We start from the raw sequence: 16608 nt of genomic DNA, 5'->3' as shown, positions 1-16608 counted from the left end.
GCTCGCATTGTCGTTCACTCCGTGGCACTGCTCGTGATAGCTGCATTGCTGGCCTCGTGCGCGGGCGCTGAGACTGACCAGCCCTCTGTGAGCCCCCCGGAGAGCACACCCACCGCTGAGCCGACACCGGAAGTGCTGGTTCCTCCTGTGTCGGCGTTCGACCTCTCGTGCGATGATCTCCTCAACCCTGATCTGAGCTCGGCCGTGTGGGGAGAACCACTCAGCCTGCGCGACGGCTACCCGATCCAGGCGACTCCATCCGGTCTCGTCGACGCAGCCGTGCTCCACAACGGAGGGCTCTCGTGCACGTGGTCGACTGACGGGCAGATTGAGCCTGAGTTGGTGATGATGATCCTCCCCGAGGCGGAGGAAGCGTTCGCCGTGGTGGTCGACGGACTCACGTCACCTCCCTACACGTACATCCCTGCCGAACTTGCCGACGGCGCGGTTGTGGCCTGCAGTGACAACTACTCGTGGTGGGGGCTCGAGTGCGTCTGGAATGCCATCCGCGATGATGTGTGGATCTTCGCCGCTGCGCGCTACCTCCCCGCGGGCGAGGCCACCGTCCCAAGCCCTCGTGACAATCCGGACACGAGTCGCAAGCCACTCGTGCCCACAACCGAGGGTTCACTCGTCGCCGACATCGTCGAGAGCGCTTTGGCCGCCGTGGTGGGTGCATCGCGTGCGGAGGTTCCGCGCCCCGCCGAGCCATCTCCCACCTGCGCGGAGCTGTTCTCTTCGGCGAGTGCCAGCACTCTGCTCGACGATCGGCCAGTACGAGGCGGCACCATCGAGTTCACCGCTGAGAGCCTCGGTCGCACGAACCAGTCGTCCACCGGCTCGATGGGATTCGCCAGCGCTGATCGCCTCGGCTATGTCGAGTGCGTTGTCGCAGACAGTGCGTCGCGGAAAGCGATCACCGTTGTCGCTGCACCGGAAGCCGCGTGGGTATTCGACCAGCCGAACTACCTTGCGCCGGCTTCATCGGAGACGGTCGGCGAGGTGACTGTCTGGTGTCCTGAATACAGCTGCATCGCCTTCGCAGAAGTTGACGGAGTGGTCGTGACAGCAGAAACGTCGACGGGCGAGAACCCCACGGACATCGCTCGCGACACCGCTGTGATGGCTGTGCAAGCGGTGATCGACTCACTCACCTGAAGATAGAGACCCACCCTCACTCTCGTCGAGGGTACTTTCTCACGCACGAAGGCCCCGCTCCTGACGGAACGGGGCCCTCGCGTGCTGTGGTGGCGGTTGCAGAAACCTAGACCGAGAAGTACAGCTCGTACTCGAACGGGTGGGGGCGCTGAGCGGCGGGAAGGATCTCCTTCTCGCGCTTGTAGTCGATCCAGGTCTCGATGAGGTCCTTGGTGAAGACCCCGCCCTGCAGCAGGAACTCGTGGTCGTTCTCGAGAGCGACGAGCGCCTCTTCGAGCGAGCCGGGAACCTGCGGGATGTTCTTGGCCTCCTCGGGCGGCAGCTCGTAGAGGTCTTTGTCAACGGGCTCGTGCGGCTCGATCTTGTTGAGGATGCCGTCGATGCCAGCCATGAGCTGCACCGCGAACGCAAGGTACGGGTTGCCCGAGGCGTCGGGCGCGCGGAACTCGATGCGCTTGGCCTTGGGGTTCGTGCCCGTGATCGGGATGCGGATGGCAGCCGAGCGGTTGCCGGCCGAGTAGACCAGGTTGACCGGTGCCTCGAAGCCCTTGACCAGGCGGTGGTACGAGTTCAGCGAGGGGTTCGTGAACGCGAGCACTGCGGGGGCGTGCTTGAGAAGGCCGCCGATGTACCAGCGCGCGATGTCGCTGAGCCCGCCGTAGCCCGCCTCGTCGTAGAACAACGGGGTGCCGTCGTTCCAGAGCGACTGGTGGGTGTGCATGCCCGAGCCGTTGTCGCCGAAGAGCGGCTTCGGCATGAAGGTCGCGACCTTGCCCCACTCGAGGGCAGTGTTCTTGACGATGTACTTGAACTTCAAGATGTCGTCGGCGGCCGAGACCATCGTGTCGAACTTGTAGTTGATCTCGCCCTGGCCGGCGGTGCCGACCTCGTGGTGGCTGCGCTCGACGTCGAGCCCGACCTCCATGAGCTTCACGACGATGTCGTCGCGCAGGTCGGCGTGCTGGTCGACCGGGCTCACGGGGAAGTAGCCGCCCTTGAAGGGAGTCTTGTTGGCGAGGTTGCCGCCCTCTTCGACGCGGGCCGTGTTCCAGGCCGCCTCGCTCGAGTCGACCGAGTAGAACGAGGTGTTCTGCTTCACCTCGAAGCGCACGTCGTCGAAGATGTAGAACTCGGCCTCGGGAGCGAAGAACGCGGTGTCGGCGATGCCGGTCGAGGCGAGGTACTTCTCGGCCTTCTTGGCCACCTGGCGCGGGTCGCGGCTGTAGATCTCGCCGTTGCGCGGGTTGTAGATGTCGAAGACCATGATGAGCGTGCGCTCGGTGCGGAAGGGGTCGACGTAGGCGGTCGACACATCCGGGATGAGCTGCAGGTCGGATTCGTGAATCGACTGGAAGCCTCGAATCGAGGAGCCGTCGAACAGCTGCCCGACGGTGAAGAACTCTTCGTCGACGGTGGAGGCGGGGATGTTGAAGTGCTGCTGGACACCGAGGAGGTCGGTGAAGCGGATGTCGAGGAAGACGACGTCCGTGTCCTTGATGAACTTCAGCACCTCGGAAGAATCACTGAACATGTGACAGATCTCCTGAGCTTGGTACCGGATGACTGCAAGCGCAGCCTCGACGACGACCCTACGCGCAGGGCATTTCTCGTCAGTGTCTCTTTTGTTTCCGGGATGTTACGGCGACGCTGGTTCACCACACGAGAGAAGCCCAGCTCGACGGATGCTCAGCCGACCGCTTGCGCGAAACCTGACGTCGTCTCAGCGAGGGCCCGCATCGACTCCGGGATCGGACGGCCCTTAGCGACCATCGACTGCGCCCACAGACGACCGGCGCGGTAGCTCGAGCGCACGAGCGGGCCGGCGAGAACACCGAGGAACCCGATTTCGTCGGCCTCGGCCTTGATCTCGACGAACTCTTCGGGCTTGAGCCAGCGATCGATGGGGTGGTGACGCGAGGTCGGCCGCAGGTACTGCGTGATGGTCACAATGTCGGTGCCGGCATCGTGCAGGTCGCGCAGCGCCTGCGAGACCTCGTCGCGCGTCTCGCCCATGCCGAGAATGAGGTTCGACTTCGTGATCAGGCCGTAGTCGCGCGCCTGTGTGATGACGTCGAGCGAGCGCTCGTAGCGGAAGGCAGGCCGAATGCGCTTGAAGATGCGCGGCACCGTCTCGACGTTGTGCGCGAACACCTCGGGTCGCGAGTCGAACACGATGCGCAGCAGTTCCGGGTTGCCCGAGAAGTCGGTCGCGAGCAGCTCGACGCCCGTGCCGGGGTTGAGCTCGTGGATCTTGCGCACGGTCTCGGCGTGAAGCCAGGCGCCCTCGTCGGGCAGGTCGTCGCGCGCGACGCCAGTCACCGTCGCGTAGCGCAGGTTCATCTCGACGACCGACTCGGCGACGCGACGCGGTTCGTCGGTGTCGTAGTCGGCGGGCTTGCCCGTGTCGATCTGGCAGAAGTCGCACCGGCGGGTGCACTGGCTGCCGCCGATGAGAAAGGTCGCCTCGCGGTCTTCCCAGCACTCGTAGATGTTGGGGCAGCCGGCCTCCTGGCACACCGTGTGCAGCTGCTTCTCGCCGACGAGCGCGCGCATCGCGGTGTACTCGGGCCCCATCGAGGCGCGCGTCTTGATCCATTCGGGCTTCTTCTCGATGGGCGTCTGCGCGTTGCGCACCTCGAGTCTCAGCAGCTTGCGGCCCTCAGCGGGGTGGGTGGCGGGCGTGGCGGTCATGCGGAGACTCCTTGAGAGAGGGCGGGCGTGGTGCCGGCGTGAGTGCCGACCAGATCGTGCACGAGCGGGCCGAATCGTCGTTCGATGAGAGGGATGACCTCCGCAGGCGTGATCGTGCGCCCCAGCTCGGCGCTGATCGAGGTGACGCCCGCATCGGCGAGGCCGCAGGCCACGATCGAGCGGTAGGCGTCGAAACTGTTCGAGCAGTTGAGCGCGAAGCCGTGCATCGTCACGCCTTGCGCGACGCGAATGCCGATCGCTGCGATCTTGTCAGTGCCGCGCATCCACACCCCGCTGCGACCGGCCACGCGATCGGCGCCGGCGATGCCGAGATCGGCGAGCACCGCGATGAGCATGCCCTCGAGGCAACGCACGTAGCGCACGACGTCGACCGGTTCGGCGAGGTGCATGATCGGGTAGCCGACGAGCTGCCCGGGGCCGTGCCAGGTGATCTTGCCGCCGCGATCGACCTCGACGACGGGAGTGCCGTCGGTGGGCCGCTCGTGGGGCTCGGTGCGCTTGCCCGCCGTGTAGACGCTCTCGTGCTCGAGCAGCATGACGGTATCGGGCGCCCGGCCCTCGACGACGGCAGCGTGCAGAGCACGCTGCTGCTCGAGACCCGACAAGTACGGCACGGAGTTGGCGCTTAGCCCCGTGACGACAAAGTCGATCACGCGTTCAGTCTACGCGCGACGCCGACTCGTAGGCTGAGGGGGTGACCGACACTCCCTCTTCGCCTCCTCCTGCGTGGCCGGGCGAGCGGCTTGGCCTGCCCGAATCCGGACCGCGCTCTGTTGGTCGTTTCGGTCGGCGCATCGCGGCGATCGCGATCGACTGGGCCATTGCTGTCGTGATCTCGGCGGCGTTCTTCTCGTACGAGCCGCTCATGACCCTGGCGATCTTCATCGGGCTGCAGGTGCTCATGACGGTCGTCGTGAACGCGAGCATCGGCCACGCACTGCTCGGCCTGCGCGTCGTGCCGATGGAGGGCGGTCTCTTGGGGGTCTGGCGACCCGTCGTGCGGGCGCTGCTCATCGCCCTGGTGATCCCGGCGATGGTGTGGGACGACAACAACCGCGGGCTGCACGACCGCTTGTCGCGCACCATTCTGCTGCGGCGTTGAGCGCGCCGAACTCAGCGCGGCTTCGGAGCGCGAGCCTTGAGAGGGTCGATGCCCTTCGGAATCGGCAGAGTGCTCGACTTGCTTAGTGACGTCAGACGGTTGCTGACCGCGTAGACCTCGGCCTTGCTCAACACCTTCTTGAACTTGTTGAGCGTCTTCGCGAGGTTCTCGAGCTTCGTGCTCTCGACGTCGGGGCCGACGTGCACGAAGTGGATGGGCACGTTCGGCACGATGCGGCTGACGTTGCGCCGCTCGTCTTCCATCATGCGACGCGTGCGCGACTGGGGACCTTCGCCGATGATAATCACGCCGGGCTTGCCGATGGCTCGGTAGACCGCGTCTTGCGTCTTGGGGCTCACGGTGATGGGCATCTCGCTCGCCTGCCAGGCGCGGCGCAGCGACGACTTGAGCACGGCGCCGACGGCACCGGGCTGACCGGAGATCTGGCGGTAGGCGACCCGCTCGGCGCGACGACCGAGCACGATGAGCACCAGCAGAATGCCGAGCAGCACCCCCGTGACGACCCAGAGAATACCGGCGAGCACGTCACCGGGCGTCGCGAAGACGGCCAGCAGGATGCCCGCGAGAATCGGCAGGAGGAACGCGAGCAGCATGACCCAGACCGCCAAGGGGTCCATGCGGCGGGTCATCTGGAAGACCTGCCACATCTGCTTCATGCGACCGGGTTCTTTGGCGGGTTTCGGAGCGGAAGAGCGAGCCATGCCTACCAGGATAGGGCTCTGCGCGACTCCTCCCCGCCGCTCCGGTCGACCGGATGATGCACGATCGACACCGCTGCGACCCGGCGCCACACAACGCGCCGCATGATCGTCGCGTGCGTGCTGACTTCGACACTGACGGCGAGCCCTTGCGCGAGGTCGGCGGATATCGGGTCGTGCGCACTCTCGCATCGAGTCGCCGCGGCACCCGCCTGCTGGTGCATGCCGACAGCACCGCGTGGGTCGCACACGTCTTCGCGCACGACTGCCCTGATGCGGTCATCGATCATGAGGTGTCGGTGTGCGACATCGTGCGCTCGGCCGACGCCCCCCTCAGCGAGCACGTCGCGGCCGCTCACGAGCTCTGCACGACGGACGACGGTCGAGTGGTGCTCTTCGAGCCCTACCTCCCGGGCCCTCGCCTCGACACGTTACTGCGAGCACGCTACGGCAGCCTGCCTCTCGGCGAGGCGATCACGATTCTCGCTCCGCTGGCGAGCGCGATCGACCAGGGGCATCAGCTCGGCATCACGGGTTTGTTGGCCGAACCTGCAGCCGTGCGGCTGACGGCATCGGGCGCGCCCGTCATCACGCGGCGATCGACTGTGCACCTCGGCCCCGCGCTGCCCGATCGATTCCGTGATCGCGAACCCGGGTACGCCGCCGATCGCGATGCCTTCGAGCGATTCGGCGCGGCGGTGGCCGCTGCGCTCGCCGGCGACGAACAGTCTGCGCTCCTCAGCGTGCTGCGACGTCGTGGCGCGGCCCTCGACCTCGCACTGTTCGATCTCGCGCCGCCGCAACCCGTGAGGTACAACGTCGAGCCTGACCCGTCGACCAGTCGACTCGAGCAGGCGCCGTCTGCGTTGAGCACCCTCGTGCCTGCTGCGACGGCGGCCCCCGCTGAGCCCGAGGGAGCGAGCGAGAGCACGCCATTGCCGCTGCAGGGCGTGCGCAAGGCTCTGTCGGCCTCGCTGATCTCGCTCGGCCTGCCCGACGGGTTCGTCTCAGCAGCGGACGACGCTGTGGCCGCGGTTGCCCGCCGACTGTCGCGGCTCGACGAGTGGATCCGGCGCCTCTCGAATCGTGACGCGCGCCCGGTTCGACCTCGATTCATCGTCGCAGGTGGCATCGGTGCCGCCGCGCTCGTGGCGGCGATCGTCGTCGGCACTCAGTCCGCATCGAGTGAACCCGAGCATCTAGATGCGCCTCAGGACATCGCGGAGGCGCCCTCACCGGCCAGCGATGGCGCGAGGATCGAGCCCGGGCTCGCCGAGACAGAGCTGCACCCCGCACCCGAGGTGTGGTCGTCGCTCGTCGATGAGCTGTTGCAGCGCTGGAGCGAGTGCGCCCCTGGCCCGCGCGACACCGACGAGCCTCGCGATCTCGACAGCGGCAGCGTGAGCACCGCTCTGGCGGCCTGCGCTTCAGCGGTCGTGCACGAGGGTTCAGCCGCTGCCGCGCTCATTGTCGCTGACGACCCGCGCCACGACCTCGTGCGCGACTGGCTGCGCGCCGAGGGCGACGTGGTGGTGGTCGAACGCATGGGCGCGGCCGTCTTGCTCGACCTCATCGCCGACACGACGACAACGGCCTCGCTTCTCGTGGTGAGAAGCGAGGCCGGTTGGCGCATTCGCGATGTGATCGGCTGACGAGCCTGTCGCGTCAGATGCCGAGGTCTCCGTCGAAGTCGGCCTCTTCGAGTCGAGCCTTGACGGCGCTCAAGAATCGCGCGGCGTCGGCGCCATCGACGATGCGGTGGTCGTACGACAGGGCGAAGTAGACCATCGACCGAACGGCGATGACGTCAGAGCCGTCGACCGTGATGACCGAGGGCTTCTTCGTCACGATGCCCGTGCCGAGAATCGCGACCTGCGGCAGGAACACGACCGGGGTGTCGAACAGCGCGCCGCGCGAGCCCGTGTTCGTCAGCGTGAACGTGCCGCCAGCCAGCTCGTCGGGCTTGAGCTGGTTCTCGCGGGTGCGAGTCGCCAGGTCGGCGATCTCACGCGCGAGATCGGCAATGCTCAGGTCACCGGCGTTCCGGATGACCGGAGTCAGCAGCCCGCGCTCGGTGTCGACAGCGATCGAGAGGTTCTCGGTCTCGGGGTAGACGATCGAGTCGTCTTCGACCGTGGCGTTGATGATCGGGAAGGCGCGCAGCGCCTCGGTCGCCGCCTTCGCGAAGAAGGGCAGGAATGAGAGCTTCGTTCCCGTCGCCTTCTCGAAGTCGGCCTTGACGGCCGTGCGCAGCGCGGCGACGCGCGTCACGTCGACCTCGACGACGGTCGTCAGCTGCGCGGTCGACTGCATCGAGATGACAGCGCGCTCGGCGATGACCTTGCGAAGGCGCGACATCGCCACCGTCGTGCCGCGCAACGGAGAGGTCTCCAGCTCTTCCCGCGGCGCCGCGGCAGCAGCCGACGAGCCAGTGCCGCTCGAGGCGGCCAGCACGTCTTGCTTGCGGATGCGGCCGCCGACACCGGTGCCCGAGACGGTCGCGAGGTCGACTCCCTTCTCGTGGGCGAGCTTGCGCACGAGCGGCGTGATGTATCCCGACGAGGGGGCCTCGGCGGCAACCGCAGGAGTGGCAGGGTTCGCGGCCGACGCAGCGGGCGGAGGTGCCGATGCCGGGGTCGCGGCTGCGGGCGACTCGGGAGTGGCAGCGGGAGCAGGAGCCGATGCCGGTGCCGGCGCGGGTTCCGGAGCGGGTGCGGGTGCCGGAGCGGCTTCTGCGGGAGCAGAAGGCGCCGCTTCGGCGGGCGCCGACGCCGCGGGGGCTGCTGCAGGTGCAGCGGCTGCAGGTGCCGAGGCAGCGGGTGCAGACTCCGCCGGTGCGGATTCGGCGGGTGCAGCCTCGGCCGGCGCGGGAGCGGCAGGTGCAGCTTCTTCGGCCGCCGGAGCCGCGGCAGGAGCATCCGCACCGTCACCGGTGCCGATGCGCACGAGTGGCGTACCGACCTCGACAGTCTCGTCTTCTGCGACGAGGATCTCTTCGACCACGCCCGCCACGGGCGAGGGGATCTCGGTGTCGACCTTGTCGGTCGAGACCTCGAGCAACGGCTCGTCGACCTCGACGCGGTCGCCCACATTCTTCAGCCATCGGGTGACCGTGCCCTCGGTGACGCTCTCACCGAGCGCCGGAAGGTTGACGGATTCGCTCATCAGTAGTGCTCCTTTAGAAACCTGTGGTGGGTCTTTAGCCTAGTTGCGCGAGCAGGGTCACATCGCGTGCAGCGGTTTGCCGGCGAGGGCGAGGAAGGCCTCGCCGAGCGCCTCGTTCTGGGTCGGGTGTGCGTGCAGCAGAGGCGCCACGTCTTCGGGGTGGGCATCCCAGTTGACGGCCAGCTGTGCTTCGCCGATCAGTTCACCGACGCGGGCGCCGATCATGTGCACACCCACGACGGGCCCGTCGACGACGCGCACGACCTTGATCGATCCGGCCGTCTCGAGAATGTGGCTCTTGCCGTTGCCCGCGAGGTTGTACTCGTAGCTCGCCACGGCGGCGTCGCCGTACTGCTCTTTCGCCTTGGCCTCGCTGAGGCCGACCGAGGCCACCTCCGGCTCGCTGTAGGTGACCTTCGGAATGTTCACGTCGTTGATCACGACAGGGTTGAGCCCGGCGATCTCCTCCGCGACGAAGATGCCGTGCTGGAACCCGCGGTGTGCGAGCTGCAGGCCCGGAACGATGTCGCCGACGGCGTAGAGGCCCGGAATGCTCGTCTCGAGCCGCTCGTTGGTGATGACGAACCCGCGGTCCATCGTGACGCCGACTTCTTCGAAGCCGAGACCGTTCGTCGCAGGGCCGCGACCGACGGCGACGAGAAGCAGGTCTGCCTCGATCGTGGTTCCGTTCTCCAGCGTGACGACGACCCCCTGGTCGTTCTGCGTGACGCTCTGGAAGCGCACGCCGAGCGTGAACTCGATGCCGCGCTTGCGGTAGGCGCGCTCGAACTGCTTCGAGATCGACTCTTCCTCCATCGGCACGAGGTGGGGCAGAGCCTCGATGATGTGCACCTCGGCGCCGAATGAGCGCCAGACGCTCGAGAACTCGACGCCGATGACGCCGCCGCCGAGCACCGCGACCTTCTTCGGCACGAAATCGAGCTGCAGGGCCTGCTCTGAGGTGATGACACGGCCGCCGATCTCGAGGCCGGGAAGCGTGCGCGAGTACGAGCCCGTCGCGAGCACGACGTTCTTGCCCGTGATCGTGCTGTCGCCGACCTGCACGGTCGTGGGCGAGGTCAAGCGCCCCTCACCCTCGATCGTGGTGATGCCGCGAGCCTTGATGAGACCCTGCAGGCCCTTGTACTTGCTCGAGACGATGCCCTCGCGGTACTGGTTCACGGCGGGCACGTCGACGCCCTCGAGGGTCGCCTTCACACCGAACTTCTCCGAGTCGCGGGCGGAGTCGGCGACCTCAGCGGCGTGCAGCAGAGCCTTGGTGGGAATACAGCCGACATGCAGGCAGGTACCGCCGACTTTCGACTTCTCGATGAGCCCGACGCTCATCCCGAGCTGGCTGGCGCGCAGTGCCGCGGCGTAACCGCCGCTGCCTGCTCCAAGAACGACAAGGTCAAAATTCTGGTCTGACACCGGCAGAGGCTCCTTCATCCGTCAAGGATCGTCATGCGGGGCCCGAGCTCGAGGTGGCGGGCCGACCCCCTGTGCGGCACGACTGTTTCGTGCCCGCAGTCGAGCCTACTCCTTCGTCGAGAAGGCCTCCGCGACACGGAGAAGCAGTCGCACCATGACTCCCGATGACCCCTTCGGCGTGTAGCCGAACGGTGCGGTCGAGTTATTGGCCGGTCCCGCGATGTCGAGGTGCGCCCACGGGATGCTCGGCGCGTCGTCGCCCGTTCCGCGGCGACCGACGAACTCTCGCAAGAAGACACCCGCCAGCAGCATGCCCGCAGCCGTGTTGCCCGGCTTCGCGTTGGCGATCGTGGCGACGTCGCTCTTGAGCAGGGGGCGCAGCTCGGCGGGCAGCGGCATCGGCCACACCAGCTCGCCGGTCTCGTCGGCGGCTGCGCGCACGCGAGCGATGACCTCGTCGTCGCCCATGACGCCCGCGTAGCGCTCGCCGAGCGCGACCCTCGCGGCGCCCGTCAGGGTCGCGACGTCGATGATCGCGTCGGGGCTCTCTTCGCTCGCGGCGACGAGGCCGTCGGCCATCACGAGTCGTCCTTCGGCGTCGGTGTTGAGCACTTCGACGGTCTTGCCGCCACGAATCATGATGACGTCGTTGGGGCGCAGCGCGGCACCCGAGGGCATGTTCTCGGCCAGGCAGAGCCAGCCGGTGAGGCGAGTCTCGATTCCGAGCTCGGCCGCGGCGATCACCGTGGCGAGCACGGTCGCGGCACCGGTCATGTCGTACTTCATGCCGACCATGCCCGCGGCGGGCTTGAGTGAGAGTCCGCCTGAATCGAAGGTGATGCCCTTGCCGACGAGGGCGAGGTGCGGATTCGGGGCATCCGCGCGATACCGCAGGGCCACCAGGCGCGGGGGCCGCGCGGATCCCTGGCCCACGCCGAGAATGCCGCCGAAACCGCCCGCCTCGAGCTGCTCGACATCCCAGACCTGCATCTCGATCGGCAGGTCGCCGATCGCTTCGCGGGCTCGCTCGACGAACGACTCGGGGTGCAGCTCGTTGGGCGGGGTCGTCACGAGGTCGCGCACCAGGGTGACGGCGCGGGCCGTGACGGTCGCGGCCTCAGCCGCGTGCGCAGCGCCTTCAACCTCGGTCACGACGGTCACGGTCGCGATCGAGGCCGCCTGCGGAGTCGGCCCGGACGCGGGCACGTAGCGGTAGCCGCCGAGTGCTGCACCTTCGAGCACGGCCTGCACCTCGGCCGGTGACGAGGTGGGCAGCGAGAAGACGATGTGCTCGACGCTCGCGAGTGCCCGTGCAGCGGTTCCCGCGGCGTAGCGCAGGGCGTCAGCAGTCAGCGGTCCGCGACCCACGCCGACGACGAGCACACTCGACGCGGCCACACCCTCCGGCGCGGGAATGCGCGACGTCTCGTCGACGGCACCGGTGAGACCGAGCATCCCGAGCTGATCGCCGATCGTGGCGAGTGCGCCGTCTGTCGCGCCCAGTAGACGGGGGCCTTCCGGGCTCGCGGCGATGCCGATAACCAGAGCACCCGCCTCCATGGTCGAGGCGGGCGCAGTCGAGACGGTGAGGCTGGCAATAGGCATGGCCGCCATGGTATCGGCGCAGATTGAGCACGCCAGTCAGGGCCGATCGACGACTGCAGTCGCCGGTGTTCGCTCTCGGCGCGCGTGGAGACACGAGTGCCCGCTCGTGATCGACCTACCATGGAACCATGCGCAACCCAGCTGACCTCTACGCCGTCGTCGCGGCGGAAACCGAGGTGCCGCGCGGGCTGCCGCTCGTGATCGGCTTGACCGGATTCGTCGACTCCGGAGGAGCCGTGTCGCAGGTCGCGCAGTACCTGCTCGACGAGCTCGAGCACCGCGACGTCGTGGTGTTCGACAACGACGAACTGCTCGACTACCGGGCACGACGCCCGATCATGGTGTTCGACGAGACCCGCATCACCGAGTACCGTCGACCCGCTCTCGCCCTGCGTCTGGCGCAGGACGAACTGGGGGCGCCCTTCTTGCTGCTCACCGGCTACGAGCCCGATTTTCAGTGGGAACGCTTCGTCGCCGCCCTGCTCGACATCATCGAGCGCTACGGCGTCGCGACGACCACCTGGGTGCAGGCGATTCCGATGCCCGTGCCGCACACTCGCGATCTGGGAGTGACCGTGAGTGGCAACCGCACCGAGCTGATCGAAGCGCTCTCGGTCTGGCGGCCTCGCACACAGGTTCCCGGCAACGTGCTGCACCTGCTTGAGCATCGACTGACCGAGGCGGATCACCCGACAGCGAGCTTCGTGCTGCTGGTACCGCACTACCTCGCCGACACAGAGTTCCCCTCTGCCGCCGTCACGGCGCTCGAAAGCATCACCTCGGCGACGGGGCTGCTCTTTCCGACAGATCGACTGCGAGAAGAGGGTCGCGAATTCCTTGGCCGGATCGAAGAGCAGGTCGAGGGCAATTCCGAGCTCGCGCGCCTCGTGGGCACTCTCGAAGAGCGTCACGACAGCTACATGGAAGACAACCCGCTGCGGTCACCGCTGACGGATGAAGACGGTGAGTTGCCGAGCGCTGACTCGATTGCGGCCGAGCTCGAGAAGTTTCTCGCGCACCGTCAGTCGAGCGACGACGACCCGGCCTGACCGCACTGGTCGGCCGCGCGCGGTGTTCGTGCAATAATTGACCCTCACGACCCAGTCGGTCGCGTGGTCCCCGCTCTTCTGGCGAGCAGTGCTTGCCGGGGTTGACGAGTCGGTGTGAGTGCCTCGCAACTTGACATGGGTCGTTGCACTGCCCGCAGAACGCGAGATTGAGGGGCCCATGGCTACCCGAGCGACCAGCACCGAGACCGCTAAGAGCACGACCACGAGCACCGCGGCCAAGAAGCCTGCGGCGAAGAAGCCCGCGGCCACGAAGGCGACGTCGCCCGCGAAGGCGGCATCGACGAAGACCGACACGGCGGCCTCGACAAAGAAGGCTGCTCCGGCGAAGACCACAGCCGCGAAGACGACGCCCGTGAAGTCGGCGGGCGCCAAGTCCGCAGCCTCGTCGACGGCGCCCAAGAAGCCCGCCACGAAGCGATCGACAGCCACGAAGGCGAGCTCGCCCGCGACGGATGGCGTCGAGGGCGACGAGACGGACGAGTCTGTCGAGCCGACCGCCGAAGCGATCGCGGCCGACGACGACACGTCGACGACGGAGATCACCATCGTGGTCGCCGACGACTCCGACGATGACGATGACGACGACTCCGAGGGTGACTCGGGCTCGGCTGGCCCGTTGCCGACTGGTGCGATCGTGCTGTCGAACACCGAAGACGACGAGGTTCCGGTCTACTCGACGACCATCACCGGCGCGACGGCCGACCCGGTCAAGGACTACCTGAAGCAGATCGGCAAGGTTCCGCTGCTGAACGCCGCCGAAGAGGTCGAGCTCGCGATGCGCATCGAGGCGGGTCTCTTCGCCGAAGAGAAGCTCTCGACGATGACCGAGAAGGAGAAGCGTACGGCCCTCGGCCGCGATCTGTCGTGGGTCGCTCGTGACGGTCAGCGCGCGAAGAATCACCTGCTGGGCGCGAACCTGCGTCTCGTCGTCTCGCTCGCGAAGCGCTACACGGGTCGCGGCATGCAGTTCCTCGACCTCATTCAAGAGGGCAACCTGGGTCTGATCCGCGCGGTCGAGAAGTTCGACTACACCAAAGGCTTCAAGTTCTCGACCTATGCCACGTGGTGGATCCGCCAGGCGATCACGCGCGCCATGGCAGATCAGGCCCGCACCATCCGCATTCCCGTGCATATGGTCGAGGTCATCAACAAGCTTGCTCGAGTGCAGCGGCAGATGCTGCAAGACCTCGGTCGCGAACCCACGCCCGAAGAGCTCAGCCGCGAACTCGACATGACCCCCGAGAAGGTCATCGAGGTGCAGAAGTACGGTCGCGAGCCGATCTCGTTGCACACGCCCCTCGGTGAGGACGGCGACAGCGAGTTCGGCGACCTCATTGAAGACACCGAGGCAGTCGTTCCGGCCGACGCCGTCGGCTTCACGATGCTGCAGAAGCAACTCGAGAGCCTGCTCGACTCGCTCTCCGAGCGCGAGGCAGGCGTGATCCGCATGCGCTTCGGCCTCGGTGACGGCATGCCGAAGACGTTGGACCAGATCGGCGACACGTTCGGGGTGACGCGCGAGCGAATCCGCCAGATCGAGTCGAAGACCATGGCCAAGCTGCGGCACCCCTCGCGTTCGCAGGCGCTGCGCGACTACCTCGAGTAGGTCGAACACCGTGCGCATCCGCCTGGCGGTGCTCGTGGGTCGACTCGTGCGCGTCGTGGCGCGACTGCGCGGCGGCGGCTCGGCGATTCCGGGCAACATCGCGCTGCGCATCGCACCGGGCTTCTTAGAGCACGCGCTCGGGTCGATGCCACTCGGCGTGGTCTTCGTGACCGGGTCGAACGGCAAGTCGACGACGACCAACATGCTCGTTGCCGTGCTGCGTGCCCACTGTCTGACCGTGTTCACGAATCCCAGTGGAGCCAATCTGCCGCAGGGCATCGCCTCGTCGCTGCTCGCCACCGTCGGTCTTGATGGCCGCGTACGCGACGACCTCGCCGTGCTCGAGGTCGACGAGGCCTACGGCGTGGGGCTCGCCGATCGGCTCGCTCCGACCGACGTGCTGCTGCTCAACCTGCAGATCGATCAGCTCAATCGGTTTCACGAGCCCGACCGCGTGTACGCGATGCTCGAGCGCATCGCCGCCGTCGCTCGTCGGCGTCTCATCGTCAATGCGGCCGATCCCAACACCGCCGATCTCGGGCGCGCGGCGAGAGCCGATCTCGATCTCGTCGCTTTCGACGTCTCGCCTGTCGCCCTCGCGGCGAGTCCGCACGGCGTTGCGCCCGCTCCGCACATCGCGACGCGGGGCAGCGCGGCTCTGCCGGCGCCTCTCGTCGTGGTCGAGTCTGTGGAGGGGAACACCGCTGAGCTCACGGTCGACGGCGAGCGGGCATCCGTCGCCCTGCCGGCTCGCGGTCTGCACTATGCAGTCGATGCGGCCGGTGCCATCGCCACGGCGCGCGCACTGCTCGGCGACCGTTTCTCGACGACTGTCGCGTCGTCAGCACTGGGCGCTCTCGAGACCGTGTACGGCCGGGGCGAGATTCTCGACGCTCGCGGGCAGGCGATCGAACTCGTCATGATGAAGAACCCGCCGAGCCTGCAGCTCAACCTCGATGCACTCGGGCGTGTTCCGCAGTGCGTCATGGTCGCAGTCGATGAGGGCACCCCCGACCCGTCCTGGATCTACGACACCGACCTCTCGACCCTCGACCATGTCGACATTGTCACGGGCACAAAGGCCCACCAGTGGGCCACGCGGCTCGCCTACGCGGGAATCCCGGTGGGGCAGGTGATCGACGATTTCCGTCTGGCTGTGGATGCCCTGCTCGCGATGCCGGCGCCCACCGACGGCCCGAAGGTCGCGATCGTGAACTACGAACTCATGATGGAGCTGCGGCTCATGATGGGCTATCTCGACCTGGAGGGCGGCTCGTGAGCGCGCTGCGGGTGCTGCACCTGTATCCGCGTGCCCTCGGCATCAACGGCGACGCGGGCAACGTGCTCGCGCTGCGCCAGCGGCTACAGTGGCGCGGAATCCCGGTCGAGGTCGTCGCGGTCGAGGCGGGCGAGCGTCTGCCGCACGACGTGGACCTCGTGCACATCGGCAGCGGGCCGCGCTCGGCTCGCGATGCCCTGCTGGTTGATGTCGGCGAGCGCGCAGACCAGTTGCAGGCCTGGGCCTCGTCAGGAGTTCCGATGATCGGGATCGGTGCGGGTTTCCACGCCTTGAGCCGCTCGATCGTGGGGCTCGACGGCGCCGAGCTGGCGGGGGCCGGCGTGCTACCCGCCACCATTCGCGACATCACGACGAGAACGGTGGGCGAAGCCCTCGGGATGCCCGCTGACGGTCGCCGCCTCGCCGGCTACCTCAACTACGCGGTCGACGTCGACCGGCACGAGGCCGAGCCGCTCGTCGAGCTCGACCGCGCGCCTTCAGCGGCGTCGCGCTCGACGGCCGAGGGAGTTCGTGCGGCCCATCTCATCGGCACGCACCTGCACGGGCCGGTGCTGCCCATGAATCCGTGGCTCGCCGACGAGCTGCTCGCGGCTGCCCTGGCCCGACACGGTCAGCAGTTGCCGCCCGCCGACGAACGAGTGCGCGAGGTCGACGAGCACGCCCGGCGCGCACGGGCTGCGATTGCCGCGCGGCTCGGACGCGGCGGCGTCGCAGTCTGATCCGCCGCCGGCGGCGTCCCC

14 protein-coding genes are annotated in these 16608 nt (G+C 67.4%); 7 read left to right on the top strand and 7 right to left on the bottom strand.

Annotated elements, in window-relative coordinates; translation table 11 throughout:
• Positions 1 to 87 precede the first annotated feature (87 nt).
• A complete protein-coding gene (locus tag KL788_RS02985) occupies positions 88 to 1158 on the top strand; it encodes a hypothetical protein (RefSeq protein ID WP_293168359.1) in 1071 nt (356 codons plus the stop codon).
• A gap of 106 nt (positions 1159 to 1264) precedes the next feature.
• On the opposite strand, the gene glnA is transcribed toward KL788_RS02985, so the two are convergent.
• The 3 genes from glnA to lipB all read right to left on the bottom strand — a co-directional run bounded on the left by glnA (position 1265) and on the right by lipB (position 4523).
• On the bottom strand, positions 1265 to 2689 hold the full coding sequence (glnA, locus tag KL788_RS02980; RefSeq protein ID WP_293168357.1) for a type I glutamate--ammonia ligase: 1425 nt from the start codon (positions 2687 to 2689) through the stop codon (positions 1265 to 1267).
• 155 nt (positions 2690 to 2844) lie between these two features.
• The gene (gene lipA, locus KL788_RS02975; RefSeq protein WP_293168355.1) at positions 2845 to 3849 is read right to left on the bottom strand and encodes a lipoyl synthase; all 1005 of its coding nucleotides are present in this window, start codon (positions 3847 to 3849) and stop codon (positions 2845 to 2847) included.
• The gene (lipB, locus tag KL788_RS02970; protein WP_293168353.1) at positions 3846 to 4523 is read right to left on the bottom strand and encodes a lipoyl(octanoyl) transferase LipB; all 678 of its coding nucleotides are present in this window, start codon (positions 4521 to 4523) and stop codon (positions 3846 to 3848) included. The genes lipA and lipB overlap by 4 nt, the downstream gene beginning before the upstream one ends.
• 41 nt (positions 4524 to 4564) lie before the next feature.
• Between lipB and KL788_RS02965 the strand changes: the two genes are divergently transcribed.
• The gene (locus tag KL788_RS02965) at positions 4565 to 4972 is read left to right on the top strand and encodes an RDD family protein (protein WP_293168351.1); all 408 of its coding nucleotides are present in this window, start codon (positions 4565 to 4567) and stop codon (positions 4970 to 4972) included.
• A gap of 11 nt (positions 4973 to 4983) precedes the next feature.
• Here KL788_RS02965 and KL788_RS02960 read toward each other — a convergent pair whose 3' ends face one another.
• The gene (locus KL788_RS02960; protein ID WP_293168349.1) at positions 4984 to 5694 is read right to left on the bottom strand and encodes a DUF4191 domain-containing protein; all 711 of its coding nucleotides are present in this window, start codon (positions 5692 to 5694) and stop codon (positions 4984 to 4986) included.
• Positions 5695 to 5807: 113 nt separating this feature from the next.
• Between KL788_RS02960 and KL788_RS02955 the strand changes: the two genes are divergently transcribed.
• Positions 5808 to 7343, top strand: a complete 1536-nt coding sequence (locus KL788_RS02955) for a hypothetical protein (RefSeq protein ID WP_293168347.1) — start codon at positions 5808 to 5810, stop codon at positions 7341 to 7343.
• Between the two features lie 13 nt (positions 7344 to 7356).
• Here KL788_RS02955 and sucB read toward each other — a convergent pair whose 3' ends face one another.
• The 3 genes from sucB to KL788_RS02940 form a co-directional block, all read right to left on the bottom strand.
• Positions 7357 to 8856 (bottom strand): 2-oxoglutarate dehydrogenase, E2 component, dihydrolipoamide succinyltransferase, encoded by a 1500-nt coding sequence (sucB, locus tag KL788_RS02950; protein WP_293168345.1) that lies wholly within the window; start codon positions 8854 to 8856, stop codon positions 7357 to 7359.
• A gap of 57 nt (positions 8857 to 8913) precedes the next feature.
• Positions 8914 to 10305, bottom strand: a complete 1392-nt coding sequence (gene lpdA, locus KL788_RS02945; RefSeq protein WP_428846107.1) for a dihydrolipoyl dehydrogenase — start codon at positions 10303 to 10305, stop codon at positions 8914 to 8916.
• A gap of 87 nt (positions 10306 to 10392) precedes the next feature.
• Positions 10393 to 11892, bottom strand: a complete 1500-nt coding sequence (locus tag KL788_RS02940; protein ID WP_293168343.1) for a leucyl aminopeptidase — start codon at positions 11890 to 11892, stop codon at positions 10393 to 10395.
• A 128-nt stretch (positions 11893 to 12020) separates the two neighbouring features.
• Between KL788_RS02940 and KL788_RS02935 the strand changes: the two genes are divergently transcribed.
• From KL788_RS02935 to KL788_RS02920, 4 genes are all read left to right on the top strand, one after another.
• Positions 12021 to 12941: a proteasome assembly chaperone family protein gene (locus KL788_RS02935; RefSeq protein WP_293168341.1), complete on the top strand. Its 921-nt coding sequence runs from the start codon at positions 12021 to 12023 to the stop codon at positions 12939 to 12941.
• Positions 12942 to 13119: 178 nt separating this feature from the next.
• Entirely contained in the window at positions 13120 to 14568 is a 1449-nt protein-coding gene (locus KL788_RS02930; protein WP_293168339.1) for an RNA polymerase sigma factor, read from the top strand.
• A 10-nt stretch (positions 14569 to 14578) separates the two neighbouring features.
• Entirely contained in the window at positions 14579 to 15847 is a 1269-nt protein-coding gene (locus KL788_RS02925; RefSeq protein WP_293168338.1) for a MurT ligase domain-containing protein, read from the top strand.
• On the top strand, positions 15844 to 16587 hold the full coding sequence (locus KL788_RS02920) for a cobyric acid synthase (protein WP_293168336.1): 744 nt from the start codon (positions 15844 to 15846) through the stop codon (positions 16585 to 16587). Before KL788_RS02925 ends, KL788_RS02920 begins: the two co-directional genes overlap by 4 nt.
• Positions 16588 to 16608 lie beyond the last annotated feature (21 nt).

The organism is Microcella sp., from assembly GCF_019739195.1.
GTDB lineage: Bacteria > Actinomycetota > Actinomycetes > Actinomycetales > Microbacteriaceae > Microcella.
This window is presented reverse-complemented; position numbering and strand designations above follow the sequence as displayed.

Bases quoted from the DNA above. Each gene is read 5' to 3' on its own strand.
- KL788_RS02930 (WP_293168339.1), top strand. From the start codon at position 13,120: ATGGCTACCCGAGCGACCAGCACCGAGACCGCTAAGAGCACGACCACG.
- KL788_RS02960 (WP_293168349.1), bottom strand. From the start codon at position 5,694: ATGGCTCGCTCTTCCGCTCCGAAACCCGCCAAAGAACCCGGTCGCATG.
- KL788_RS02940 (WP_293168343.1), bottom strand. From the start codon at position 11,892: ATGCCTATTGCCAGCCTCACCGTCTCGACTGCGCCCGCCTCGACCATG.
- sucB (WP_293168345.1), bottom strand. From the start codon at position 8,856: ATGAGCGAATCCGTCAACCTTCCGGCGCTCGGTGAGAGCGTCACCGAG.
- KL788_RS02935 (WP_293168341.1), top strand. From the start codon at position 12,021: ATGCGCAACCCAGCTGACCTCTACGCCGTCGTCGCGGCGGAAACCGAG.
- glnA (WP_293168357.1), bottom strand. From the start codon at position 2,689: ATGTTCAGTGATTCTTCCGAGGTGCTGAAGTTCATCAAGGACACGGAC.
- lipA (WP_293168355.1), bottom strand. From the start codon at position 3,849: ATGACCGCCACGCCCGCCACCCACCCCGCTGAGGGCCGCAAGCTGCTG.
- lpdA (WP_428846107.1), bottom strand. From the start codon at position 10,305: ATGAAGGAGCCTCTGCCGGTGTCAGACCAGAATTTTGACCTTGTCGTT.